This window comes from Thiocystis violacea, assembly GCF_016583575.1.
Taxonomy (GTDB): domain Bacteria; phylum Pseudomonadota; class Gammaproteobacteria; order Chromatiales; family Chromatiaceae; genus Thiocystis; species Thiocystis violacea.
This window is the reverse complement of sequence record NZ_NRRG01000064.1, coordinates 1-22361: the sequence shown is the minus strand read 5'-3', so window position 1 is coordinate 22361 and position 22361 is coordinate 1. Positions and strand designations below refer to the sequence as shown.

General features: G+C 55.4%; 15 protein-coding genes and 1 pseudogene. 11 read left to right on the top strand and 5 right to left on the bottom strand.

The window, feature by feature from the left end; translation table 11 throughout:
- Window positions 1-138: 138 nt before the first annotated feature.
- A pseudogene (locus CKO27_RS25365) lies at window positions 139-430 on the bottom strand (transposase); the annotation flags it as partial.
- A gap of 315 nt (window positions 431-745) precedes the next feature.
- On the opposite strand from CKO27_RS25365, the gene CKO27_RS20855 reads away from it, so the two are divergent.
- Window positions 746-1495: a hypothetical protein gene (locus tag CKO27_RS20855; RefSeq protein ID WP_200376853.1), complete on the top strand. Its 750-nt coding sequence runs from the start codon at window positions 746-748 to the stop codon at window positions 1493-1495.
- A complete protein-coding gene (locus CKO27_RS20850; RefSeq protein WP_200376852.1) occupies window positions 1489-3639 on the top strand; it encodes a class I SAM-dependent methyltransferase in 2151 nt (716 codons plus the stop codon). The genes CKO27_RS20855 and CKO27_RS20850 overlap by 7 nt, the downstream gene beginning before the upstream one ends.
- 8 nt (window positions 3640-3647) lie before the next feature.
- Here CKO27_RS20850 and CKO27_RS20845 read toward each other — a convergent pair whose 3' ends face one another.
- Window positions 3648-4355, bottom strand: a complete 708-nt coding sequence (locus CKO27_RS20845; RefSeq protein ID WP_200376851.1) for an SAM-dependent methyltransferase — start codon at window positions 4353-4355, stop codon at window positions 3648-3650.
- 2 nt (window positions 4356-4357) lie between these two features.
- Window positions 4358-7204, bottom strand: coding sequence for a glycosyltransferase (locus CKO27_RS20840; RefSeq protein ID WP_200376850.1), 2847 nt, complete (start codon window positions 7202-7204; stop codon window positions 4358-4360).
- Between the two features lie 380 nt (window positions 7205-7584).
- Between CKO27_RS20840 and CKO27_RS20835 the strand changes: the two genes are divergently transcribed.
- A complete protein-coding gene (locus CKO27_RS20835) occupies window positions 7585-8340 on the top strand; it encodes a hypothetical protein (RefSeq protein ID WP_207281001.1) in 756 nt (251 codons plus the stop codon).
- A 61-nt stretch (window positions 8341-8401) separates the two neighbouring features.
- Here the strand turns inward: CKO27_RS20835 and CKO27_RS20830 are convergent, their stop codons facing one another.
- Window positions 8402-9604, bottom strand: coding sequence for an ISAs1 family transposase (locus CKO27_RS20830; RefSeq protein ID WP_207281000.1), 1203 nt, complete (start codon window positions 9602-9604; stop codon window positions 8402-8404).
- Between the two features lie 161 nt (window positions 9605-9765).
- On the opposite strand from CKO27_RS20830, the gene CKO27_RS20825 reads away from it, so the two are divergent.
- The 5 genes from CKO27_RS20825 (at window position 9766) to CKO27_RS20805 (ending at window position 18323) form a co-directional block, all read left to right on the top strand.
- Complete coding sequence (locus CKO27_RS20825) at window positions 9766-11007, top strand: GSCFA domain-containing protein (RefSeq protein ID WP_200376847.1); 1242 nt, start codon at window positions 9766-9768, stop codon at window positions 11005-11007.
- 256 nt (window positions 11008-11263) lie between these two features.
- Complete coding sequence (locus tag CKO27_RS20820; RefSeq protein WP_200376846.1) at window positions 11264-13384, top strand: methyltransferase domain-containing protein; 2121 nt, start codon at window positions 11264-11266, stop codon at window positions 13382-13384.
- The gene (locus tag CKO27_RS20815) at window positions 13384-15096 is read left to right on the top strand and encodes a 6-hydroxymethylpterin diphosphokinase MptE-like protein (protein WP_200376845.1); all 1713 of its coding nucleotides are present in this window, start codon (window positions 13384-13386) and stop codon (window positions 15094-15096) included. Before CKO27_RS20820 ends, CKO27_RS20815 begins: the two co-directional genes overlap by 1 nt.
- Window positions 15083-16864, top strand: coding sequence for an MBL fold metallo-hydrolase (locus tag CKO27_RS20810; protein WP_200376844.1), 1782 nt, complete (start codon window positions 15083-15085; stop codon window positions 16862-16864). Before CKO27_RS20815 ends, CKO27_RS20810 begins: the two co-directional genes overlap by 14 nt.
- Window positions 16865-16958: 94 nt before the next feature.
- Window positions 16959-18323, top strand: coding sequence for a hypothetical protein (locus CKO27_RS20805; RefSeq protein WP_200376843.1), 1365 nt, complete (start codon window positions 16959-16961; stop codon window positions 18321-18323).
- A gap of 17 nt (window positions 18324-18340) precedes the next feature.
- Here the strand turns inward: CKO27_RS20805 and CKO27_RS20800 are convergent, their stop codons facing one another.
- A complete protein-coding gene (locus CKO27_RS20800) occupies window positions 18341-19510 on the bottom strand; it encodes a glycosyltransferase (protein ID WP_200376842.1) in 1170 nt (389 codons plus the stop codon).
- A gap of 107 nt (window positions 19511-19617) precedes the next feature.
- Here CKO27_RS20800 and CKO27_RS20795 point away from each other — a divergent pair, with 107 nt between their 5' ends.
- Genes CKO27_RS20795 through CKO27_RS20785 form a run of 3 tightly spaced genes read left to right on the top strand, consistent with a single transcriptional unit; the run spans window position 19618 to window position 21955 of the window.
- Complete coding sequence (locus CKO27_RS20795; protein ID WP_200376841.1) at window positions 19618-19938, top strand: acyl carrier protein; 321 nt, start codon at window positions 19618-19620, stop codon at window positions 19936-19938.
- 41 nt (window positions 19939-19979) lie between these two features.
- Window positions 19980-20657 carry an SDR family NAD(P)-dependent oxidoreductase gene (locus CKO27_RS20790; RefSeq protein WP_200376840.1) on the top strand — a complete coding sequence of 226 codons (678 nt, stop codon included), beginning with the start codon at window positions 19980-19982 and terminating at the stop codon, window positions 20655-20657.
- Complete coding sequence (locus tag CKO27_RS20785) at window positions 20657-21955, top strand: ANL family adenylate-forming protein (protein ID WP_200376839.1); 1299 nt, start codon at window positions 20657-20659, stop codon at window positions 21953-21955. Before CKO27_RS20790 ends, CKO27_RS20785 begins: the two co-directional genes overlap by 1 nt.
- Window positions 21956-22361: the final 406 nt, after the last annotated feature.

Sequence of the window (22361 nt, the reverse complement as noted above, 5' to 3'; positions counted from 1 at the left end):
CAGTCCAGGTGAGTGGCGAGCAGGGTTCGGAGCCGTTTGACGGTACGGATTTCAGACATCAGGACATTGGGGGCAGAATCTCATGGCGATGTCATTATAATCAATATCTTAATGTGAAATGCACTGTACTGAGGCGATTTCGTTAACAGAACTGAGAGACGACTCTTTTTTTTATTTCTTTGATGACGGTGGTTTGGGACACCTTCAACACGCGCGCGGTATCGCGAATGCCACTCCCGTTGAGCGCCATGTCAATGATTTTTATCTTGACCTCGAGGAGGTGCCCCTGATAACTGTAATCCAAAATGAAGGTGTTTATTGAGCAGGATTCATGATTACATGAATAGCGTGGCTTGCCTCTGTCCGTCTTTCCGCGTTTCGTGACTTTTTCAGAGTGGCCATGCGGACAATGCACGGAAATTTCGGCCATCTAAAGAATCCTCACAGAAAAATTATGGATTGATTTTAACGACAATCCATGTCTGAAGCACTACCAAAGCTTAAATTGGCAATTATCGAGCCCTGTTTTCATCCCTAGCGCCCCCCAGGGCAGGTAGGGCATCCGACGCCCTGCTGCTCGGGGCGGTGGACTCGATCATGCTGCTCGACAGCCTGCGCCGCAGTCACTTGGCCGGGGCGGCGATTTTTCTGCTCGACCCAGAATGCGCCGGCTTCATTAACGGCAGCGAACTGGTAGCTGACGGCGGGTCAAGTATCCGTTTGTCAACCGAACAAGGTAGTATCAATGTTACAAGCTTCCGGGGTGCCGGATCTGGTGGTCTTCTTCGGTCACCACAAGTGCGGTAGCCGTTACTTCCGTTTCTCGGTCATGCATGCCTTTGCACAGGCCAATGGCTACGGTTTCCTGGGTTATAGGATCCAGCAGCCACCGTTCCATTTCCGCTCCTGCCAGGATTTGGATCTCCACAATATCGATTTCCAATCCCTAAAGCGACCTGGTCCACTAGTACTTGGTCTATCCAACGCGGGTGAGGCGGTGGTGAAGCGACTGCAACAGACCGGAAGGCCGTATCGAGGCGTGCGTGTGTTGCGTGATCCGCGGCAACTGCTGGTATCCAATTATTTCTATCATCTCGTGGGGCACAATATCGAATTCAAGGGTTGGGTTTGGGACGCATTGATCGAGACCCGAGCCAGGTTGAGATCCCTGGACCTGGAGCAGGGCCTGTTGTACGAACTGGATCATATCACGGCGGATATCATGGATACCCAGATATTGCCGTGGCGGACGGACTGGGCCGTTGTGGAATTCAAGCTGGAGACTTTCAATCGGGAGCTTGTCGACAATATGCACACTCTTGCTCGGCATTGCGGTTTCACGGATATCCCTCGGATCGACGTGGGGAACACTACCGCTAATCCGGTTACACGCCATTGGAGGGATGTGTTGACCGACCGGATCAAGGATGTGTTCAAACGGAGGTATGGGGATTGGCTGATTAATGCCGGCTACGCCGAGGACGACCAATGGTGAAGAGCGGGCGTGATTCCGCGACAGTCAAGGAACTGTTGTTTCATCTGCCGACCAGTGATCCGGACTGGTTACCGGGCTTAAATGCCTTCATTAATCGGTTCTCGAATTGGGAGCACCGCTGCTTGGAGGCGGTCGCAGAGGTCTATGCCGAGGACGCACATGCCCGCGATGGCCATGCCCGGGTTGGCTGGTATTTGCTGGAGCAGGGTGAGATACGGCGCAGCCTCGACTGGTTCGACCGGGATGCCGAGGCTGGGCGGATGGGTTGGTGGACGAGTCTGCGCCATGCCCAGGCCCAGGCTCTGGATGGGCATCTGGAGCAGGCCCTGGACTTGGTGCAAGGGATCTATGCGCGGTACCCGGAAGCCCGCAATGGCCACGCTACTCTGGCTTGGCGTCTGCGCCGGGAACTGGATCCTGAGCAGGCCCTGGTCTGGGTTGAGTGGGATGTCCGGGAGGGGCGTTTGACGCCGGGATTTGCCGTTAACCATGCGCTGCTGCTGGCCGAGGCGGGATGTTGGGCGGAGGCCGTGTCCAGGGTGGAACAGGCTTATACCGCAGAAGCCCGCTTGATGGATGGCTATGCCCGTTTGGGCTGGGTCCGCACCCAGCACAAGGATTGGGCCGGCGCCTGGGAATTGGCGCAACGGGATGTGCATTTACGGCGTCTTTCCCCCGCTTGGCACATCAATCTGGCCTTGTTGCTGGGCCGTCTAGGGGTATTCGATCAGGCGCAGGCCATGGTGGAGAGCGCTTATGCCCGGGACGCCGATCTGCGGGACGGCTTTGCACAACTGGGATGGATCGCCCACGAGGCCGGGGAGACGGCAAGGGGGCTGGCCTGGTTGGAGCAGGATGCCGCAGCGGGGCGACTCTCCCCCGCTTGGCACATTAATCTGGCCTTGTTGCTGGGCCGCCTAGGAGTATTCGATCAGGCGCAGGCCATGGTGGAGAGCGCTTATGCCCGGGATGCCGATCTGCGGGACGGGTTTGCTCAACTGGGATGGATCGCCCACGGGGCCGGTGAGACGGCAATGGGGCTGACCTGGTTGGAGCAGGATGCCGCAGCGGGACGCCTTTCCCCGGCATGGCGGGACGATTTGGACCTGCTGCGGACCCGGGTGTCGGGAATTTGTGCGCCACCAAGCCTGCCGGGCCTGGCGGCGCTGCTGGAGTCCAGGTTGCAGGCATGCAATTTAGAGTCCGGCGTGGAGGTGGAGTTCTTTACCGAATTGCTGGAACGACTGGCGGCTACTCGGGGCGTCGCTGACGCCGAGGCGGCTAGTGTGAGAGACCTGCTTGTGGCCATCGGGGATCTGGCCCGGGGGCATGCAGGCCCCTTCCTGGGATTGCTGCTTGCCACTTTGTACGGTCTGGAGCCGGATCGAAAATGGCGTTCCCCACGCCGTTACCGGGAATTGCTCGACTGGTTCACGGACTACCGGAAACGCCTTACCCAGGCGCTTGTGGATTGGGATGACGCCCCGGCCATGTTCCGATCATTCACTTCATCCACTCGGCGGCAGGCCCTGCGCCGTTCCCTGGAGATCGCCAAACACATGAAGGGAAGGCCCTGCGGGGTGGTGGGAGACCGGCTGGCCCAGTACGGCGCTGTGTTGCAACGGGCCCGGGAAGGCAGTAGCAGGTTATTGGTCGTGGAATTGGGCAGTCTATTCGGCGGTTCTTGCATGATGTTTCTGCTCGCTGCAAGAGATGTGGAGGCCGACGTTCGGGTGGTTTGTATCGATCCGCTGGACGGCTACTATGGCCAGGAGCGGGATCCCTTTAGCGGTGTCCCCGTGAGCGCGGAGACCCTATGGGAGAATCTGGACAGACTGAGACTGTCGCGGGACTGCGTGGATCTTCGACGCTGTCTAAGCACTTGGACCGAGGCCTGGGCCGGCCTGCAACCGAACAGTGTCGATATCCTGCTGGTGGATGCCGACCATTCCCACAACGGGGTGCTGGCGGATTGGCGCCTTTACTGGCCTTTACTGCGGCCCGGCGGTCTGGTGATTTTCGATGATTACGGCACCGAGCATCCCGGCGTGGTCAGTGCAGTGGACGAAATCTGCGACGGTTTGGAGGGCTGGATCCGTTTGGGCTGTCTGGGTACCTCCGTGGTGTTGCGGCGGGCAACATGATCTCAGGGTCAGCCAGCGTCCAGCTTGTGTCCTCCCACCAGCAGCGACACGTTCTGACAGATTTTGCGCACCTCGATCAGCCTGGGCGCGAACCGGCCCCAGCCGTGTAGGATGTGATCTGGATTCGAGGCCATGTCGCATTGGAAGCGGGGTTCGATCTCCCGGACTTCGCCCAGGGGCTCTACCCGGTCCGGCTCGGAGATCCAGGCGCGGTAAGTGCCCATGCGTCGCTGATCTTGCGCGCTAGGCTCATCTCCCAAGTAGAAATCTATCGCATGAAGGAACAAACCGCCAGGCTTGAGGATTCGAAGCAGGTCGTGGTGAAAGGCCTCTTCGGTGTCGCGTCTCAGGTGTTCCACCACGGAGATGGAAAACACTGCGTCGAAGGACGCCTCCGGAAGTCTTGGATCGAATTCGCCCAGGAAGGTGAGGATGTTGCGCACGCCCTCGATCCGGGGTGTTTGCTGGGGACCGCAGTTGGCCCCTTCGAAGCGGTCGATGTTGCAGCAGCGGTTGTGTTTGGCCAGGCGCCTTAACAGACGTGAATCGCCCCCGCCGATCTCGGCCATGTCCAGGCCCCGGCAGTCGCGCAGCAGGCTATACACGGCCAAGTCCTGGGCGCTCTTGAGCTGGTAGGAGATTTTCTGTTCCAGCTCTTCCAGGTAGCCCGCGTCCAGGGCCTGCCACAGAGTGTGCTTGCGGATAAAATCAAACATGTTCAGGTTGGGTGGGTCAGGTCGAGGGCCTGGGCTAGGTTCTGGCGCGGGAATAGCTCCAGCCGACCGCCCACGGTGGCGTTGACGATGCGCCGGCCGTCCACCTCGAATGCAGTCTTGGCCAGCCTGTACATCTCCTCCATCATGTTTACGTCCGCCGCCTGCCAGCGTTTGCCCTGGAAGTAGCCGCCGACGAAGTGGTTCATGTCCCTGTGCGGGCTGACGATGATCTCCTGTTCTTTCACCCCTTCCGGCTGTCGGTATTCGTGGTCGAAGCCCACTAGGACGACCTTGCGGTAACCCAGACCATAGGCCAAGTGCAGATTGAAAAAACTGACGGTATGACGCCAGGACATGTTGCGGAAAATGTCGGTGCTGAATTCAGGGTAGCCCACCGCGTCCACGAAATAGCTGTCATCGCCCGGATGCAGACAATAAGATAGCCAATAGGGTAGGATCTTGGCCACACCCCGCAGGCGGTTGATGTTGTGGCAACTCTGTTCCGCCACAAGGTAGTTGACCACGGTGTAGTAGGTGACGTGTCGGAACAGTTCCAGGCTGAGAAAGGTGTTGTTGGAGGCGATGACGTCCTGTCCCTCGAGCAGACCCAGGTCGGTGTGGCGCAGGCTGGGGCCGCTGCCCACGATGACGCAAACGTCCTTGTTCCGCACGGCGATGCGTCGGCGCAGAAAGGCGTGAGAGCGCTCGATCTGGGCCTGTTTCCACTGCGCCCGGTAGGCCCAGCGGCGAGAGCCCACAGTGTAGCAAGCGTGACCGGGTTCGCGGGTCCGGTCCAGGGGAATCGGTTTGCAGGGCGCGGGCGGGGATATATCCTGTTCACGCATCTCGCGCAGGGTGTTCGTATGGGGACGGTCCCCGGGATCGGCCAGCAACAGGTTATAGCTGTCATGGTCCGCGTTGTAGTCGCGCAGCAGTTCTCGGTAGATCCCGTCGAAACGGGCCTGGTCCGCCAGCCCGCTGTTGGCGGCGGTCTTCAACACCCCGTCGTACCCCTCGCTGAGGAACTCGGCATAGCGGCGCACCCAGATGGCATGCACATAACCGAAGTGTTCCTTCATCACGTCGCACACTTCCGCATAGGAGTTCGCCCGCATGCCGTAGGTCTTGTTGTCTGTGTGATAGCTGGCCCGGGCCAGGGTCTGGTCGAGGAAGGCGAAGCGCAGTCCGGCCTTGACGCAGCGGATCCAGTATTCGTAGTCCAGGGTGAAATGGCGATCGCTGCGCAGGGGGCCGATCTTCTCGATCACCCGTCGGCGCATGAAGGCGGCTGGCTGCATAATACCCACTTCGTGTTGCAGACGATCGACTAGGGTGTCGGGGCGGGTGTTAATGTAGGCATCGCGCAGTTTGTTGCCGTCCGCATCCACATAGATGCCGCGACCGTAGACGATGTCCGGATCGTCTGCCTGCCCGAAGCGCTCCACCACCTTGCTGAACACGTCCGATGCGGCGTAGCTGTCGTCCGAGTTAATCCAGGCGATGATGTCGCCGCAGACCCGCTGGAAACCCCGGTTGAGCGCGTCGGGCTGGCCTTCGTCCGGTTCTTCGACCAGGGTAACACCTGGGAAAGTGCGCGCTATTTCACGACTGCCGTCGCTGGAGCCTGGGTCGAACACCAGATGCTCGATTGGCGGGAGGTTCTGCTGACATACCGATTCCAGGCATTGTGGCAGAAATCGTGCCTGGTTGAAGCTGGGGGTGATCACGGACAGGGTAGGCTGCCGATTTCTGTTCAATGCTCTGTCATCCGTATGCTGTTCGATGATGGGATCGATGCGGGCGGCCTGTTCGGCGTTAAGGGGGAGCGACTCGAAAAAGTCCCTGGTCTTCCGCCATGCTTGTTTATCGGCTGGGAAATCCATTTCATGATTTAGGCATGTGCATTGGATCAGGAAATCCACCAGCTTACCGTTGATGACGGTACATTCGGGTATACGCACCAGATCCGCAGGAGTAAAGGCCCCTTGCCTTAGCAATTCGCTCAACATCCCGATATAGGGGTGGCTGAAATAGACCGCATTGCGTCGCCTCACGTCCGACATGAAGTCGGCCTCGCTGGGTTTGGCGCCTAGGGTCTGGCGTTTTTCCTCCTGGGTCTGGGTGCGGTGGCAGATCAGCGGTCGGCCCAGGAGCAGGGTGCTGCTACTGTGGAAAGCCTCCAGCATGGCGCCAAGTTGCGGATACATGGTGCCCAGATATGCGCCAGCGTCCACCGCTTGGTAGGGTGTGCGTCGGAAGATGTTCACCGAAATGAAGCCTATAACGCTGATGAAACCATGGCGCAGGCAGAACTCTCTCAGGCCTCCGAAGTGCCCTTCCAACTGTGGATCGAGGCGCATCCAGTTCTCGCTTAGGATGCGCGAGAGATCGAAGCTGCGGCGGGTGCGGTTCAGCACCAGAACATCCTGTTCGCCACGGCGCAGGTGAGTCATGATGGTTTCCAGTGCGTCATCTGCCTCCAGGAAATCGTCGTCGCCGAATAGCCACAGGTACTCCCCTTGACTGTCATCGGTGCAGCTTATAAGGTTGCGTTCCAAGCCAATATTCTTCGGATGGCGCCGATAGTGCAAATAATCCCTTTGATGGCACAGTCGGCGTACCTGGGCTAGGGCATCGTCGGGTGAGGCATCATCTGTAATGCGGATCTCTATTTCACGCTCGAACCTGTGATCGATCTGGGCGATGAAACGCTCAAGGGCGTACAGCAATTGCTTGGGTCTGTCGTAGGCGGGTATGGCGATGCTGAGCAGAGGACGGGGCATAGGAATGATGAGATTGCGTGTGCTGCTAATGCGCGTCGCCGCGCAAGGACGGGCGGGGTGGCGCATACTCCTGATTCTTATTTGGGCGATGCCGGCCTGTTATAGTGGTTTCATCTATGCCTATTCAGTTGCCTCCCAAGCCAAAGTTTCTGGCAGATTTCAAAAACTCGTAACGTGTTTGGGGCCGCCGTGCGGGGCGGGAACTTACATCACTTTGTATTCAAATAAGGGTAAATGGCGCAACTCGATTTCTTGACCCAGACCATGGTATTCATCAATCGGATGGCCACAACGGTGACAGTGCGTACCCTCCAGGGTGCTATGAATGTAGATCTAGGGTTCTGGCGGGGAGCGGCTCTCAACCAACTGATTTGTAAGATATCACAGCCCCACGAGATCCGGGAGAGCCATTTTCTGCTCATTCAGTTCACTGGCTCAGGTTACTCATGATGATTAAGCGAAAAATACTGTTGATAGGTCATAGTCATATCCTCTGTATTTTGGATGCGTTTAGCAATACATTCAAAAATGTTATTGACCTAGATTATCTTTGTCTGCACAAAGATAAAATGAATGGAAATGAAGATAATTTTCCTGTTTATCTTAGCCATGCCGTGAATGATTTACGTGTGGCTGGTGATGGTCGAAGCTATGCTCTGGTTGTAGCGTGCTTAGGTGGTAATGCACATAATACGCTTGGATTAATTAAAATGAACCCCCCTTTTGATTTTGTATTGAGTTCAAGGGAGTTTCTTGAAATTGAGGCGGGTGCTTTTCTAGTGCCTGAGCGGATTGTTCGAGATGTAATTAAGTTTCGATGCGTGCCTAGCTTTATTGGGCTCGCTGCAATTAAAGCATTACTTGGTGAGCAGGTTGTTTGCATTGAAAGTCCTCCACCGATTGGCGACGACGAGCACGTCAAGGAATATCTTGAAAAGCATTTTATTAAATTTTTCCCTGAGAACAGACAGATTGTAACCGCAACCCTCAGATATAAATTATGGAGAGCTGCGAGCGAAATCTATTCTGAGCACTGCCTGAAACTTGAAATTCCTTATGTTAATTGCCCGGAATCAGCGATGATCGATGGTATGTATTTAGCTAGGAGCGGATACCCCAAGAATGTTACGCATGGGAACCGATGGTACGGAGAACGAGTACTAGAAAATATAATTGAAAAATTTCTGGATAAACATACGTGAGTAATATTAACTCGACTTTGGCCATTTTGATAGTCATCCAGCGATCTAACTGCTTGAAATATCATGAGGGCGGAAAATTAGACGAAGTCGGGTCAGGGCAATCGCATCCAGCATGGCTAATATTAGCGAACGCCGATGCGTCTGTTTTGCCCTTGCTGTTGGGCGACTCGAAGAGCAATTTTGTCAGGTAGGACTCGTCCCAACCGGTTTGCAAGCGCTTGTTCTGGATGCCGAGCTTGGTGTCGTCATTCTTGAGCCGCGAGAGGGCGAGGTGACGCAGGACGGCGAGATTCTCGCGCGCCACCGGATCGCGGACCCGGCACTCATCCTCCCGAAAGGAAATATCGAGATTCCAATGCAACCCGTTTTCGATGCCCCAGTGACCGCGCACCGCGTGAGCCAAGCGGGTCGCGCTGGTGCCGATACTGCCAATGAAATAGCGGGTCTCGATCGAGACCTTGCCGGCGACCTCGCGGCGCGATTCGACCAGGCCGATCATGTTCATGCCCTTCCACAAGGCGCTGCGTGGCACGCCGGAGAGATCGCCCAGGGTGCGGTAGCGACGGGTTTTGCGACGGCCATGACCCCGCTCGACGGTCTCGATGAACTCAGAGTCGACGCCAACATAGCCTCTGGCGTCGGCGTCGATGAAAGCCTCCTCGACCTCGGCCGCCAAGGTTTCTTGGTTGCCTTTGAGGGCCAGCACGTAATCGCCGCCTTGGGCGACGATCTGCTCGGCAATCTTGGTCTGGCAGCCCATCGCGTCGATGGTGACGATGCAGCCCTCCAACTTCAGCCATGCCAGCAACTGCGGAATCGCCGTGATCTCATTGGATTTGGCGTCGGTGGCGACTTGCCCGAGCACTACCCGGTTGGCCGTCGCCCAGGCACTGACCAGGTGCAACGCCGCCAACCCCTTGCCGCGATGGTGCGAACGGCGCAAGGTCTTGCCATCCACGGCAATGATCTCGTCGGGAATCAGCTCGGCCACCGCCGTGCTCCACTGGCGAAAGCAGGCGGCAAACTGCGCGGGATCGATCAGCGCAAACACCCGCCCGAAGGTGTCGTGCGACGGGAGGCCCTCGGGCAGTTCCAGAAAGGTGCGTAGCCACGCCTCCTTGGCCTTGGCGAACGTCTCCACGCCGGTCCAGCCGTCGGCGCCACCGAGGGTCGCCGCGATGGCGATGACGATCATCTCGACCAGCTTGTGCCGGCTTTGGGTCGAACGGCGCGGGTCTTCCAGCCCGGCAAAGTGACGCGCCATTGATCGCTCCACATGCCTGTCGCACACCGGCGAGATCTCCTCAAGATTTTCAAATGACTCGAAGCATTGGGGGGACCGGGTCGAACGCCGAAAGTGGATCCCTCGCTAATATTTTGACGCATCGTAAGCACATGGTCCTTAAAGGATTGGTGGTTAGAAAAATGGCCAAAGTCGATATTAAGACGCCGTACTCGGATCTGCCGGAATATTCATTCTGGAGAAGATCAATCGCAAGCACTGCTCCATCTGAAATTGATCCCGCAGTGAATCTTGGCTTGCGTGTTGATAAGAATACTCGAATCGCTACCGCTGGTAGTTGCTTTGCTCAACACATTGCACGTCGACTCGTGGCCAACGGATACAACTACTATGTAACTGAGCCATCACATGCGCTCATGACTTCTGAGATGGCTGCGAGCTATAACTACGGAACATTCAGTGCGCGTTATGGTAACATTTATACTTCGTTGCAACTTAGGCAGTTAATTGAACGAGCTTTTGGAAAGTTCCAACCGGTGGAAGGCGTGTGGTTTGATAATAACAATAAAACGTGGATTGATCCATTCCGTCCGAATATTCAACCGTTCGGTTTCTCTTCAAAAACTGAATTAATCGAAGACAGAAGAATGCATCTAGGTGCTGTACGAGAATTAATGAAAGGATTGGAGGTATTTGTATTTACTTTTGGACTTACAGAATGCTGGGTATCAAATGTTGACGGTGCAGTATTCCCGCTTTGTCCGGGTGTTTCAGGCGGGGTATTTGACTCTTCAACTCACTCATTCCGTAATCTCGGTGTTAATGAAGTGCTTTTTGATATGCGCGCGTTTATATCGCAACTCCGCGATGTAAATCCGGCAAGCGATATCATACTGACAGTGTCCCCCGTGCCATTGATTGCTACAGCAGGCAGATCTCATGTTTTGACGGCCACGACTTACTCAAAATCCGTACTACGAGTTGCGGCCGAAACTCTTTGTCAGGAGTTAGATAACGTTTTCTATTTTCCATCCTATGAGATTATCACCTCTATTGCGTCGCGAGGCGGATATTTCGCAGACGACTGTCGGGAGGTAACTAAGGAGGGAATTGACCACGTAATGCGGGTGTTTTTTCGGCATGCGGCTGGTGTAAATGAGTCGGAGAAACCTGACGCGATGATTAGACCCAATCTAGAAAAGCAGGGCGACGCAGTGGAAATTCTTGCCGCAGCACAGAACGTCGTCGATACGGTTTGCGATGAACTATTAATTGAAGAACATGCGTATAACCGAAATTCCGCACATCAAAATCATAAAAAATGCCGCCAACAATCAATGAATATCGCCAAACTTCGCCGAAAAAAATTAATTGATTTTCGTGAATCGAAAAGTCAATATTTTTTCGATTGTGTAAATGATTGAATAGCTTGTATTTGTAAATGAAATTCACGATTTTTATCAATCATGATATGCGGAATGTCGGGTATAACTCTATTATTTGAGATTTTCTCTCAGTAGCGTTTTACCGAATGATTTTGTATTAAAAATCAGTTATTTTCTTAACTTTCAGTGGTCTTAAATGCGCGATTTTGACGTAAAATCGAATTATGGGCTATTTTCCGCCGAATCCGAGGATGCGGAATCATTTACAGTATAACTCTATTGGTTAAATGGCTATATGAATAAAAGTCTACTCCTCTTTGTCGATCCCGGCTATGGGGGAGCCAAAGGACGTTACCAACGCTATGTGGCCAGACTGCGAGAGGGTACGGGACAGCGGGGTGTCGAGTTCCGGCACTTGGTTGCACAGCACGCTCATACTAGCTCGGATGGCAGCTTTCTACCCTGGTTTTCACATTCGCTGGAGCCGGCGGACCTAGCTGTACACGAGGATCTCAAGCAGCAACGGATTGATGCTTTTGCGGCGAGGCTACACCGGCTGCTGGTCAAGCTTGCGCAAGGCTTGGAGCGGGATCACGCCATCCGGCTGTTCATGTATCGCGGTCACCCGGAGCTGCTGCCGGCCATCGCAGAGTTGATGAACGATGTGGCTCTGGCCGGGATGAACATCGTCTTCCATTTCAACTTATTCCATGTTTCGACCGCCTTCGCGCTGAAGTTTAATTGCGCCGGTTACGACGACCGGATAGCCTGCATCGGCGCGCGACTGGCGCAGCTCGATTCCGGGGAGCGGGTGCGGCTGACGGCCTGCTCGCAACGCATCATCAATGTCTACAGCCGCTACCTGGCGCGCTCTATCTCGCTGCTGACTCTGCCCTATTGTTCTGCTGCCCAAGGTGGGGAAGATCGAGCGTCTACCGACAGCGTCATCAAACTCGGCTACCTGGGCGATACAGAGGCTGAGCAGGGATATCTATTCGTGTGCCGTCTTTATCATGATCTGTTGGCTACACATGAGTGGCCGCAGGTTAATTTCAAGGTCAGGCACCATCCCGCTGATCTGGCTCCCGCCTTGGTGGATGCCGTGCGCGGTCTGGCCGGGTCGGATGAGCGCATCGAGCATGTTCTCGGAGATCTGTCGCCGGAACAGCACGATGCCTTTGTGAAGGACTGCGATATCCTGCTGTTGCCTCGTTTGCGCAAGACTGATCCCTTACGGGCTTCCGAGGATCTGATCTCAGCCCAGTGCAACGGCAAGCCGGTGGTCGTGTGCGAGAATACCTGGCTGGCGGACCAGGTGCACGCCTGCGGGGGGGGCGTGGTGTTCACCGGTGCCGATTACGAAGGTTTTCGCGATGCGGTGTTCGAGGCCCTCGAACGTCTGCCTGATCTCCGTGCTAAATGCCTAAGCGGTGCGAGGGCCTTTTGCGATTTACATGATCCAGGGAGGTTGATTGATAGCCTGTTCGCCGAGCCGATTAGCCCGACCCAGCCCACACCGCCAGCACCTGCCTGGGGTGACGGAAACCGTTTGGAACTGCTGCCGTTGTCTCTGCTGAATCAGAACCCGGCCATCACCCGGCTGGTCTACGCGGAGAAGGTCGCCCGCCGCAAGCTGCTGGGCTGGCACTATATCCTGGATCTGGTCTGGATCGTGTCGCAGCTCAAGGATCTTCCGCCCGGCTCGCTGGTGCTAGATGCTGGCGCTGGCGAAGGCTTGGTGCAGTACATTCTGCTGCGCATGGGCTTTAGAGTGATCTCGGTGGACTTCATCGCCCGTAATGGGCCGGACGACATAGACTGGCTCGCGGTCAGTGCTGGCGAGAACTTCGACAACGACTATGTGCAGCACCTGAAGGATCATTATTCCGCTGTGGCGCAGGGGCCGGAGGCTGAGCGTGTTCTCGAGTCCGCAGACGCCTTGCAGGTTCTGCTGGCCAGGGAGACCGCGCAGCTGCTGTTCTATCGTTCGGACCTGTCGGCAATGAAGCTGCTGTCCGACGGTCTGGTGGACGCGGTTGTTTCGGTCTCAGCGTTGGAGCACAACGCGCCGGAGGTGGTTGCGCAGGCGGTGGCTGAATGCCTGCGCGCACTCAAGCCAGATAGTCCCATGCTGATCACCACCAGCGCCGCACAGGGCGAAGACTGGTATCACCAGCCCTCAAAAGGCTGGTGTTATTCTGAGGCGAGTCTGAAGCACTTGTTCCAGTTAGCCGACGAAGTCCCATCTAACTACCCACGCTATGCCGAGTTTATGGCGGCTCTGTCACAGCCCGGCAACGAACTGCAGGTGCAGCTTTCACCCTTCTACTTCGCCTTCAGCGACAACGGCATGCCTTGGGGGCGCTGGCAGCCCGAATACCTGCCGGTGGGTATCCGCAAGATTAAGGTGGACTGATGAGCAGAGAAACGAGTGCCAAGCCTTACGACGTTTGCATGGACGTGGTGGTCGACCTAAGCCAAGTACCGGCTCAGGGCCGATTCCTGCTGCTAGAGAGCTTGGTCGCCATTGACGAAGGAATGGCCTGCCATTATCACGTTCGTTGCGGCAGCGAGCGACTGACCTCTGCCGAGCAGGGCCTATTGTTAGAACTGCTGTCTGGCAAGAATGCGCAAATATGCAGAGAACTGCCGGTGTTGGCCTTTCCCCAGGAGCAGGTGGATCAGGACATTACCTTGGCCTCCAATGAGGATGCCATGCGGCGGGCCATGGCAAAACAGGCCTGGCACCTGCGCAACTTGTCCGTGCTGCATGCCATCGAAAAGCACGAGGAGTTCGTCTATTTAACGCCAGCCTCCGTGCTTCTACGGCATGGCTGGCTTGCCGAAGTGGCGGCGGCAGGTCGCGCCGGCAATCTTCCCGTGTATGCTTGCCCGAGACGGTTGCGCCTGGCAAACGGTTATCGCCAATGCGGCTGGTCGCCGACGGGCTGGTACAACGGCCGCCGGCTACGTGCGCTGCCGCTTCGTGCGTCCTTCCTCCAGCGTATTGCAAACCCCTGGCGAGAGCGGGGTGATTTCCTTTGCCAGTCGGACGGTCCCAGTTTCTGCTTAGGAGGCGAGTGGCTGAGCGGCTTCGACGTGCCTATGGACTTTCTGCTTTTCGCCCTGTATTTCCGCCAGGCCCTCAACAGCAAGGATCCGCTGGTCTGGGCAGAGGCTGCGGAGGCGGCGGATACCTGTCGAATCAGGCTCGATGAGCCGGAGTCCGGTCTGGTGGGTGGTGAAGACGAGGACGATGAGGCGGTGCTGCTACAGACCTACGACACCGAGCGAAGCACGCAGCAGGCCCGGTTGCGTGATCTCTATAAGGATGCGGCACGGGTCGCTTTACATGATGGCGAGTGGGCGCTCAAGGCGGCTGACGTGGCCCTGCCGAATGGGGCGCCGCGTTGGAGCTTTCTGGTCGCCAACCAGGTTCGCTTCGGGCTGGATGAACTACGCGATCGTTTCCGAGATGAGCGCTGCTTCATCATTGGCAATGGTCCCAGCCTGAAGCACACGGATCTTAGGAGGTTACAAAAAGAGTACACGATTGGGCTGAACAGGATTTATCTGAATTATGCCAACATGGGTTTTCAGCCAAGCTTCTTGTGTGTAACCAACCCTAACATCATTGAGCAGTTCCATGCCGAAATCGATGCTCTTGATTCCATAAAATTTTTGAACTACAAGGCTAAGGATTTGATGCGCAATCGCTGGAATACCTTCTTTATGGATAGCAAGGGAGTGCATGACTTCTATGAAGATCTTTCTGCTTATGTCTGGTGTGAGGGCTGCACGGTAACCTACTGCGCGATGCAGGTGGCCTACTACCTCGGTTTTGAAGAGGTGGTTCTGGTGGGGGTGGATCACGGATTCCCGAATTCTGGTGTCCCTCACAAGCTGGTAACGGCCGATGGTCCTGACCTAAACCATTTCCATCCGGACTATTTTGGCAAGGGGATTAAGTGGCAGTATCCGGATTTACCGGCCTCCGAGGTGTCTTACCGGGTCGCAAAAGCAGTTTATGAGCAGGATGGGCGGCGTATCCTGGATGCCACGGTCAACGGCAATTTGCGGGTCTTTCCGCGAGTGGATTATTTGACCTATCTGAATGGCGGATCGTGAATACGCCGTAGCATCCGCAAAGAGGCGATTGATCAATTGTGAATTTGGCAAAGCTGAGTTTGAAATCCTGCGTGACGAAATTTTGGGGCGTTCGTTGACAGTGTCGACCCCGGCTCGCTTTAGCGTCAGACTGCTCGGCCAGTCCGGCTGCCGCATGGAGTTCCCGAACTGCGTGATCTATGTCGATCCCTACCTATCGGATTCGGTCAGGGAACTCGACGCATCTGACATGGTGCGGCAGGTACCGATTCCTCAATCCGCGGCAGAGACCATTGATGCAACTTGGCTACTGCTTACCCATGACCACATCGATCATTGCGATCCACACACCATTCCACAGATGGCGCAAGCGTCATCGGGGATGCGGATGTTGGGGCCGTTTCCTGTGCTGGAGCGCCTGCGCTCCTGGGGGTTCGACGAATCGCGTCTTGTGCTCGCCGAGGAGTGCTGGCAAGCACTAGCGCCGGATATCAGAGTACGGGCGGTGCCTGCGGCGCATCCTGAAATCGTCCGCAATCCATCAGGGCATCTCGCCTGTGTGGGTTACCTGATCGAGTACCTGGGACACCTAATCTATCATGCGGGCGACACAGCCCTAACGCAGGCGGTGATCGATGGCGTCGTCATGCATGGGCCTGTTCACACGGCCTTTCTGCCGGTCAATGAACGCAATTTCTTCCGCGAGCGACGTGGCATCATCGGCAACATGAGCGTTCGTGATGCCTTTGGTTTTGCGGAGGAGATCAAGGCGCGGCAGGTGGTGCCAGTGCACTGGGATATGTTCGCTGCCAATGAGGCACTACCCGAGGAAATTCGTGCTGTCTACCGGCGTATGCAGCCGAACTTCGGCCTTCTGCTTTCGCCACGGGTGATCACTCTGGCCGATGTCCGGATCACTGTGATCATCCGCACACTTAATGAGGCACGGCATCTCAGCACCCTCCTGAGCAGGCTACCGGAGCAGGACCTGGGCGGTCTTGGGCACGAGGTGGTTCTAGTCGATTCCGGCTCCACGGACGGTACGCTGGAGATTGCCGAGCGTTATGGCTGCCGTATCCTGCACGTTGGACGCAAGGAGTTCTCGTTCGGCCGGTCACTGAACCGTGGTTGCCAGGCGGCGCAGGGTGACATCCTCGCCATCATCAGCGGGCACTGCCTGCCGACGGACCGGCAATGGCTGGCGCGACTCTGCCGACCACTGCTGGATGACGAGGCCAATTACAGTTTCGGACGCCAGCTAGGCGGTGTGGACACCCACTTCAGCGAGCAGCGTATCTTCGCCAAATATTTCCCGGAGTCGCTTGATGTGGGACAGAAGTCGTTCTATTGCAACAACGCGAATGCGGCCCTGCGCTATTCGGATTGGGAGCGTCTGCGCTTTGATGAGAATCTGACCGGGCTAGAGGACATGGAACTGGCGCAGCGGTTGGTCGGCGCGGGCGGGCGCGTGGTCTATGTTCCCGAGGCGGCGGTTTACCACCATCACCAGGAGTCCTGGGGGCAAATTCAACGGCGGTTTGAGCGCGAGGCGCTGGCCTTGCGGCGTATCATGCCGCAGGTTCACGTCGGGGCCTGGGACGTGGCACGTTACTTCGTGACGAGCGTCTACAAGGATTGGATCTGCGCCTGGCGCGAGGGCATCTGGCCCCGCACGGCATGGGGCGTCGTACGTTACCGCTGGCATCAGTATCGAGGCATCTATGAGGGTAACCGCCAGCACCGAATACTCTCACACAGCGAGAAAGAGAAGTACTTTTATCCCGAGTGAATGACAAAGGCACTGGATCAGTTCTACTTGCTCTATAACAATTTGATTTTTGGTCATGACGGTTAATATTTGGAAATCTTGAAAGATTTATAATATGCCTACTGTAACTATTTTCTCAATTCCAAAGCCATTTCGAGGCGAACATAAGAATGCGCAAGAAATTGCTATCCGGAGCTGGATAGGTTTGTTTGGCCCTTCTTCTGTTTTGCTATTAGGTAACGAAGAAGGTGTAGAAAATTTCGCTAAACAGATGGGATGCAATTATTCTTCCGACATCAAAATCAATGATGAAGGTATTCCTTATCTGGATTCCGCTTTTAATTTGGCATACGAACTGACAACATCGCCGTTCCTGTGCTATGTGAATTCTGATATTATTATGCCATATGAATGGCTGCAATGTTTTGCCACTTTAAGCAGATCGACTGTACTGCAGAATCGTGAATGGTTGGCTACTAGCCGGCGTTACGATGTCGATCCAGGCTGGGTAGAGCAGGTTTGTTCGGCGCCCTTACATATTGAAGAGTTGAGAAGCGTTGGCTTTTTAAACAGCGATCTTGCCATTGATATTTTCTTATATACAAGACATTTGTTTAGATTTGTACCGTCTTTTTTGGTTGGACGCCCTTGGTGGGATAATTGGCTGCTGTGGAAGTCTAGGGATAGCGGCGCGGACGTTATTGATTGTAGTTTGTTTTGTGCTGTTGGACATATTACCCATGGCTGGTCTTTTTTTTCGTCCGGGCGCCAGGCTGCTTGGGCGAGCACTAGCACTCGACATAATGCGAGGTTATCCGAAGGCAAAGGTCTTTCTTTACAGAAAGCCGCGTCATATCACTTGACAGAAACAGCTTGCGTCGAAAGAGGCCCGCAGATTTCACTTAATGATATATGTGATCTGAAAGCGCTTGCCGCATATAAAATAAAATTTGTACTAAGAAATAATGTTAGCTCTTTGAATGCCCTCGTGGACGGCATTATTGATGCGCTTCGTACGATGAATATTTATTTGCCTATATATCGCTGGCAGGATTTCGATTTGCAGCAGGATACATTGATTTATTTACCTAGTGGTACTCGATTAAATCTTCGCCCTAAAGACGATTTGTCGGATGGCGTGCTGCTGGTTGTTTATGAAGAATTTTTTGTGCGCGCGCTGTTCTCTCGGTTTTTCAGTCAGATGCATGGACGACAAGTCGTTCTTTGGGGTTATGGCACGATGGGGAAGTCCACAGAAAAAAGATTACGTCGTTATGGAATGAATATAAATGCGGCAGTGGATCAATCATCTGTGCTCCTTGAAGGGGATGTCCGTCTGCCAATTTATCTGCCCGATCAGATTGAGCATTGGCATCCAAAGCCGTTTGTATTGATTACATCTTCTTTCTTTTGGGAAATCGAGGGCAATCTCGTATCAATGCAATTTAAAGAAGAAGCCGATTATTTTATCGTGCGTTAGCGAGCAACGATAGATATTTATATGTACTCTTTACGAGTTGGGTTATTTCTTAATGAATGAGTTGTGATACGATCTGCGCTCGGTTTTTTCAAGTTCATTATTGCGTCGTAATAGTCTGGTCGCGTCAAGATTGCGCATTCTAACATTCTGATGCCCTCATTTTTATTGCCGAAACGAAAATGAGTAACTGCAAGATTATTTGCCGTTTCTGGAGTCGCATAGATTGAATATGCATCCAGCAAGTATTTGATCGCATCCCGATTTTTGTTGAGCAGTAGCAGCAGAGTTCCACGCTGAAATAACAAACGCCATCTTTCAGGAAATGGAAATGGACCATCAGGTTCAGCTATAGTGAAAGCGTTGCTTAACGGTATTTCCTGTATCAGGTCAAGAAACTCTAATGCTGAATTATATTCCTTTCGGTACGTCGCGACTGAAACGAGCGCCCAAAGAGTTGTTCTTTCGTCCTGTCCCTGTTCTAAATAGAGTGATCTAATGGTGTCATAGGTGAATTTAGCTAGGCAGCGGCGATACATCTCGCGCTGTCTGTCGAGATGACGTGACACACTTCCCTTATATGCATACATCCTGTAGCCGGGAGTATGCTCGAAGTGGAATCGCCCACCCGCAAGCATCATTCGTACAGCAATATCGAGATCCTCTGGGCCGTGTAAAGTTAGATCGTAACCAACTTGAAGGGCAAGATCGGTGTGGAAGCCGATTTGCCCAATACCTGGCAGATAATTTCTTTCGAATAGGCGGACGGGCACGGGCGTTTTCGTGATAAACGTCGGAATTGGTAATTCACGGATCATGGCCCCAGTCTTACCGTCATGCAAAAAAAGTGCGTCGGTAAAAACTTCGTATCCTGTTTTTTTTAAAGCTTTTCCCATGCGCTTTATCCGTCCAGGGAGCAATTCATCGTCTGCATCTAATAGCATTGTGTATTTTGTCGTGACCGCATTAAGTCCAATCTGCCGCGTCAGGCCCAAAGGCCCATGACGGGGTGGATGCACAATCGTCAATAAAGATCCTCCAACTTCTTTCGCGATAGCTGTGGTGTCATCAGTCGAAAAATCGTCGACCAACACGATGGGATGCCTGCCCTGCAGGACGACAGACTGGATTGCTCGCCCGATGGTTGCGCTTGCATTACGCGCGGCAATAAGAACAGTGGTTTCGCTCACTTGATGGTTTCCTCGAAAATACACAATATGCCAATGGTGACGCCAAGTGCCAACTTAGTGTGTCTATATCGGTTTTGCCGATAGTGTTGTTATGATGAGGTCATTCAATGGTGCATGGTAATACAGAGATGGGTGTCGTTGTTCTTGATAACTTGGTAGAAAAGATTTGTACGGTGGTTGCTGAGGTTACTGGGGAAGATCGTGAAGCGTTGGATCGCCAGACACCACTGATCGGACCGGATTCAGCGCTCAAGTCGCGCGCCTTGGTTGAGTTGCTGTTGGCGGTAGAGGACTATTCCGCAGAGGAACTTGGTGTGCGCTTCGACTCTATGACGGATGCGGCCATGTCACCAATAAATAGTCCCTTTCGCTCCATCGGCACTCTGGCCAAGCATCTGTATGAGTTGCATGTGCAGGCACACGGATAACGATGCTTGCCTCGGGAACCGTCAATCTACCGCAATCTCGCTTGCTGGTTGTCACTGGCGCCTCGCGCGGTCTCGGGGTCGCGCTGTCCCTCGCGGCGCTGGAGACCGGTTATCGGGTGATCGGCGTCGCCCGTTCGGCGGTCGCGGGGCTGCCTTATGAGGTCCGTGCCTGCGACGTGAGCGATGCCGGTCAGGTGGCAAAGCTGTTCCGCTCGTTGCACCACGAGTCCGGTCTGTACGGTCTGATCAATGCCGCTGGCATCGCCTCGATGAACCTGACGCTGACCACGCCGCCCGAGACCATGCAGCGCTTGGTGGCCACCAATCTGCTTGGCACCATGTATTGCAGCAGTGCCATGGGGCGTCTGCTGGCGCGTCGAGGGTGCGGACGCATCATCAATTTCTCCAGCATCGCGGTACCGCTGGGTCTTAAGGGCGAGGCCGTCTATGTCGGGGCCAAGAGCGGTATCGAGGGGTTCAGCCGCGCCTTCGCGCGCGAGATGGCCGATTTCAATGTGACGGTCAATGTCGTAGCCCCAGGACCGATGCGCACGGCCCTGATTCAGGGGGTGCCCGAGCCGGCCATCGAGACGCTGGTGCGGTCGCAGGTGGTGCCGCGCATGGCGCAACCCGAGGATCTCTGGCATCTGGTTGCGTTTCTGCTGGACGAAGGATCTTCGATGCTGTCGGGTCAGGTGTTTCATTTGGGAGGAGTCTAATGGAACTGGTCGCGGAACTGATCGACCTTCATGCCGGCGGTCATACGCCCTTTCTGATCAACGGCGAGCGTCATCTCTGCCTAGCCGAGGTGGTGTCGGGCGCTGGGCCGGATCTGACGGACATCGCCCCCGGCGAGGTGGTCGCGCTGATCGGAGACTTCGACCCCGTCTCGATCCTCATCCTGCTCCGCTTGATCGAACGAGGCGTCATTCTGGTGCCGCTAACGGCGGAAACCCGCCCCTGGCATTCGGATTTTTTCGAGACTGCGGGTGTCGATGTCGCGATCGAAAATGGCGCCGTCCGCCGTCTGCGGACCACCCCGCTGCGCCATCCGTTGCTCGATGCGATACGGGAGCGCGGGATGCCGGGGTTGATCCTTTTCACCTCAGGGACCACCGGCCGTCCCAAGGCGATCTTGCACGATTTCTCGCGGTTTCTGGCCCGTTACCGCACGCCGCGTCCGGCTCTGCGCACCCTGAGTTTTTTGCTGTTCGATCACATTGGCGGCATCAATACCCTGCTGCACACCCTCTTCAATCGCGGTCTCGTGGTGGTGCCGGATGCGCGCACGCCGTCGGCCGTGGTCAATGCGTTGCACGCGAATGCCATTGAGCTTTTGCCGACCACGCCAACCTTTCTGCGCCTGATGCTGATGAGCGGTTTGCTCGAAACCCGGCCACCGACATCCCTGCGGCTGATCACCTATGGCACCGAGCGGATGGATGCGGTCACGCTGGAGCGTTTGTGCGCCCTCTTACCGGCGGTGGATCTGCGCCAGACCTATGGCATGTCGGAACTGGGCATACTGCGGGTGGTGTCGCGGTCGCGCAACAGTCTTTGGATGCGGGTCGGTGGCGAGGGCGTGGCGACGCGCGTCGTCAATGGCATTCTGCACATCCGCGCCGAATCTCGGATGCTCGGTTATCTCAACGCCGAATCGCCTTTCGATGACGAAGGCTGGTATGACACCCATGATCGCGTCGAGCAGGATGGACCCTGGCTGCGGATCGTCGGGCGCGACAGCGAGGTGATTTCGGTCGGCGGGGTGAAGTTTCTGCCGGGCGAGGTGGAGCGTGGGGCGCTCTTGCATCCCGAGGTGCTTCATGCGCATGCAAGGGGCGTCGAGAACCCCATCACCGGTCAGCATCTGGAACTGCTGTGCGAACTGCGTCCCGAGGCCCGCGCGACACGCGAGGATCTGCGTCGCCACCTGATCGAACATCTGCCCGAAGCGTTGCGTCCGCACCGCATCCGTATCGGTCCGGTGGCCATCGGTCATCGATTCAAGCGAGCCTGAGCCTTATGGGCTTTCGCGAACTGGCGCTGGCCGTGGTGCTGAAGTGTATGGGCTTGCGGTGATTTGCGGTGAGTGAAATACTCGTGCCCGCTCGTTGAGCCAAACAGATGGGCATCGCTCTCGCTCTGCCCCAACGTCATTGATTTAGCGTCTAAACGACTGATTATGTTAAAATAAAGCGTCTTCACAGAAACCGCATGGGAGCCCATCGATGAGACGTCGCGACGACATCACCCTCAATACCGAAGAGGCGCAATCCCTGGCGCGCATTTCTTTCCGTGTACGACCAGCTCAAACAAGCCCTGTTCTCGCCTGAGTGGATCGAACGCTTTCGCCGTTCGGAGAAGGCCTTCACCCGCACCCGCGACCTTCCCTTCCACCGCCTGGTCACCTTCCTGCTGAATCT

Coding starts and splice junctions, on each gene's coding strand:
- CKO27_RS20855 (WP_200376853.1), top strand. CDS start 746: ATGTTACAAGCTTCCGGGGTGCCGGATCTGGTGGTCTTCTTCGGTCAC.
- CKO27_RS20850 (WP_200376852.1), top strand. CDS start 1,489: ATGGTGAAGAGCGGGCGTGATTCCGCGACAGTCAAGGAACTGTTGTTT.
- CKO27_RS20845 (WP_200376851.1), bottom strand. CDS start 4,355: ATGTTTGATTTTATCCGCAAGCACACTCTGTGGCAGGCCCTGGACGCG.
- CKO27_RS20840 (WP_200376850.1), bottom strand. CDS start 7,204: ATGCGCCACCCCGCCCGTCCTTGCGCGGCGACGCGCATTAGCAGCACA.
- CKO27_RS20835 (WP_207281001.1), top strand. CDS start 7,585: ATGATGATTAAGCGAAAAATACTGTTGATAGGTCATAGTCATATCCTC.
- CKO27_RS20830 (WP_207281000.1), bottom strand. CDS start 9,604: ATGGCGCGTCACTTTGCCGGGCTGGAAGACCCGCGCCGTTCGACCCAA.
- CKO27_RS20825 (WP_200376847.1), top strand. CDS start 9,766: ATGGCCAAAGTCGATATTAAGACGCCGTACTCGGATCTGCCGGAATAT.
- CKO27_RS20820 (WP_200376846.1), top strand. CDS start 11,264: ATGAATAAAAGTCTACTCCTCTTTGTCGATCCCGGCTATGGGGGAGCC.
- CKO27_RS20815 (WP_200376845.1), top strand. CDS start 13,384: ATGAGCAGAGAAACGAGTGCCAAGCCTTACGACGTTTGCATGGACGTG.
- CKO27_RS20810 (WP_200376844.1), top strand. CDS start 15,083: ATGGCGGATCGTGAATACGCCGTAGCATCCGCAAAGAGGCGATTGATC.
- CKO27_RS20805 (WP_200376843.1), top strand. CDS start 16,959: ATGCCTACTGTAACTATTTTCTCAATTCCAAAGCCATTTCGAGGCGAA.
- CKO27_RS20795 (WP_200376841.1), top strand. CDS start 19,618: ATGGTGCATGGTAATACAGAGATGGGTGTCGTTGTTCTTGATAACTTG.
- CKO27_RS20785 (WP_200376839.1), top strand. CDS start 20,657: ATGGAACTGGTCGCGGAACTGATCGACCTTCATGCCGGCGGTCATACG.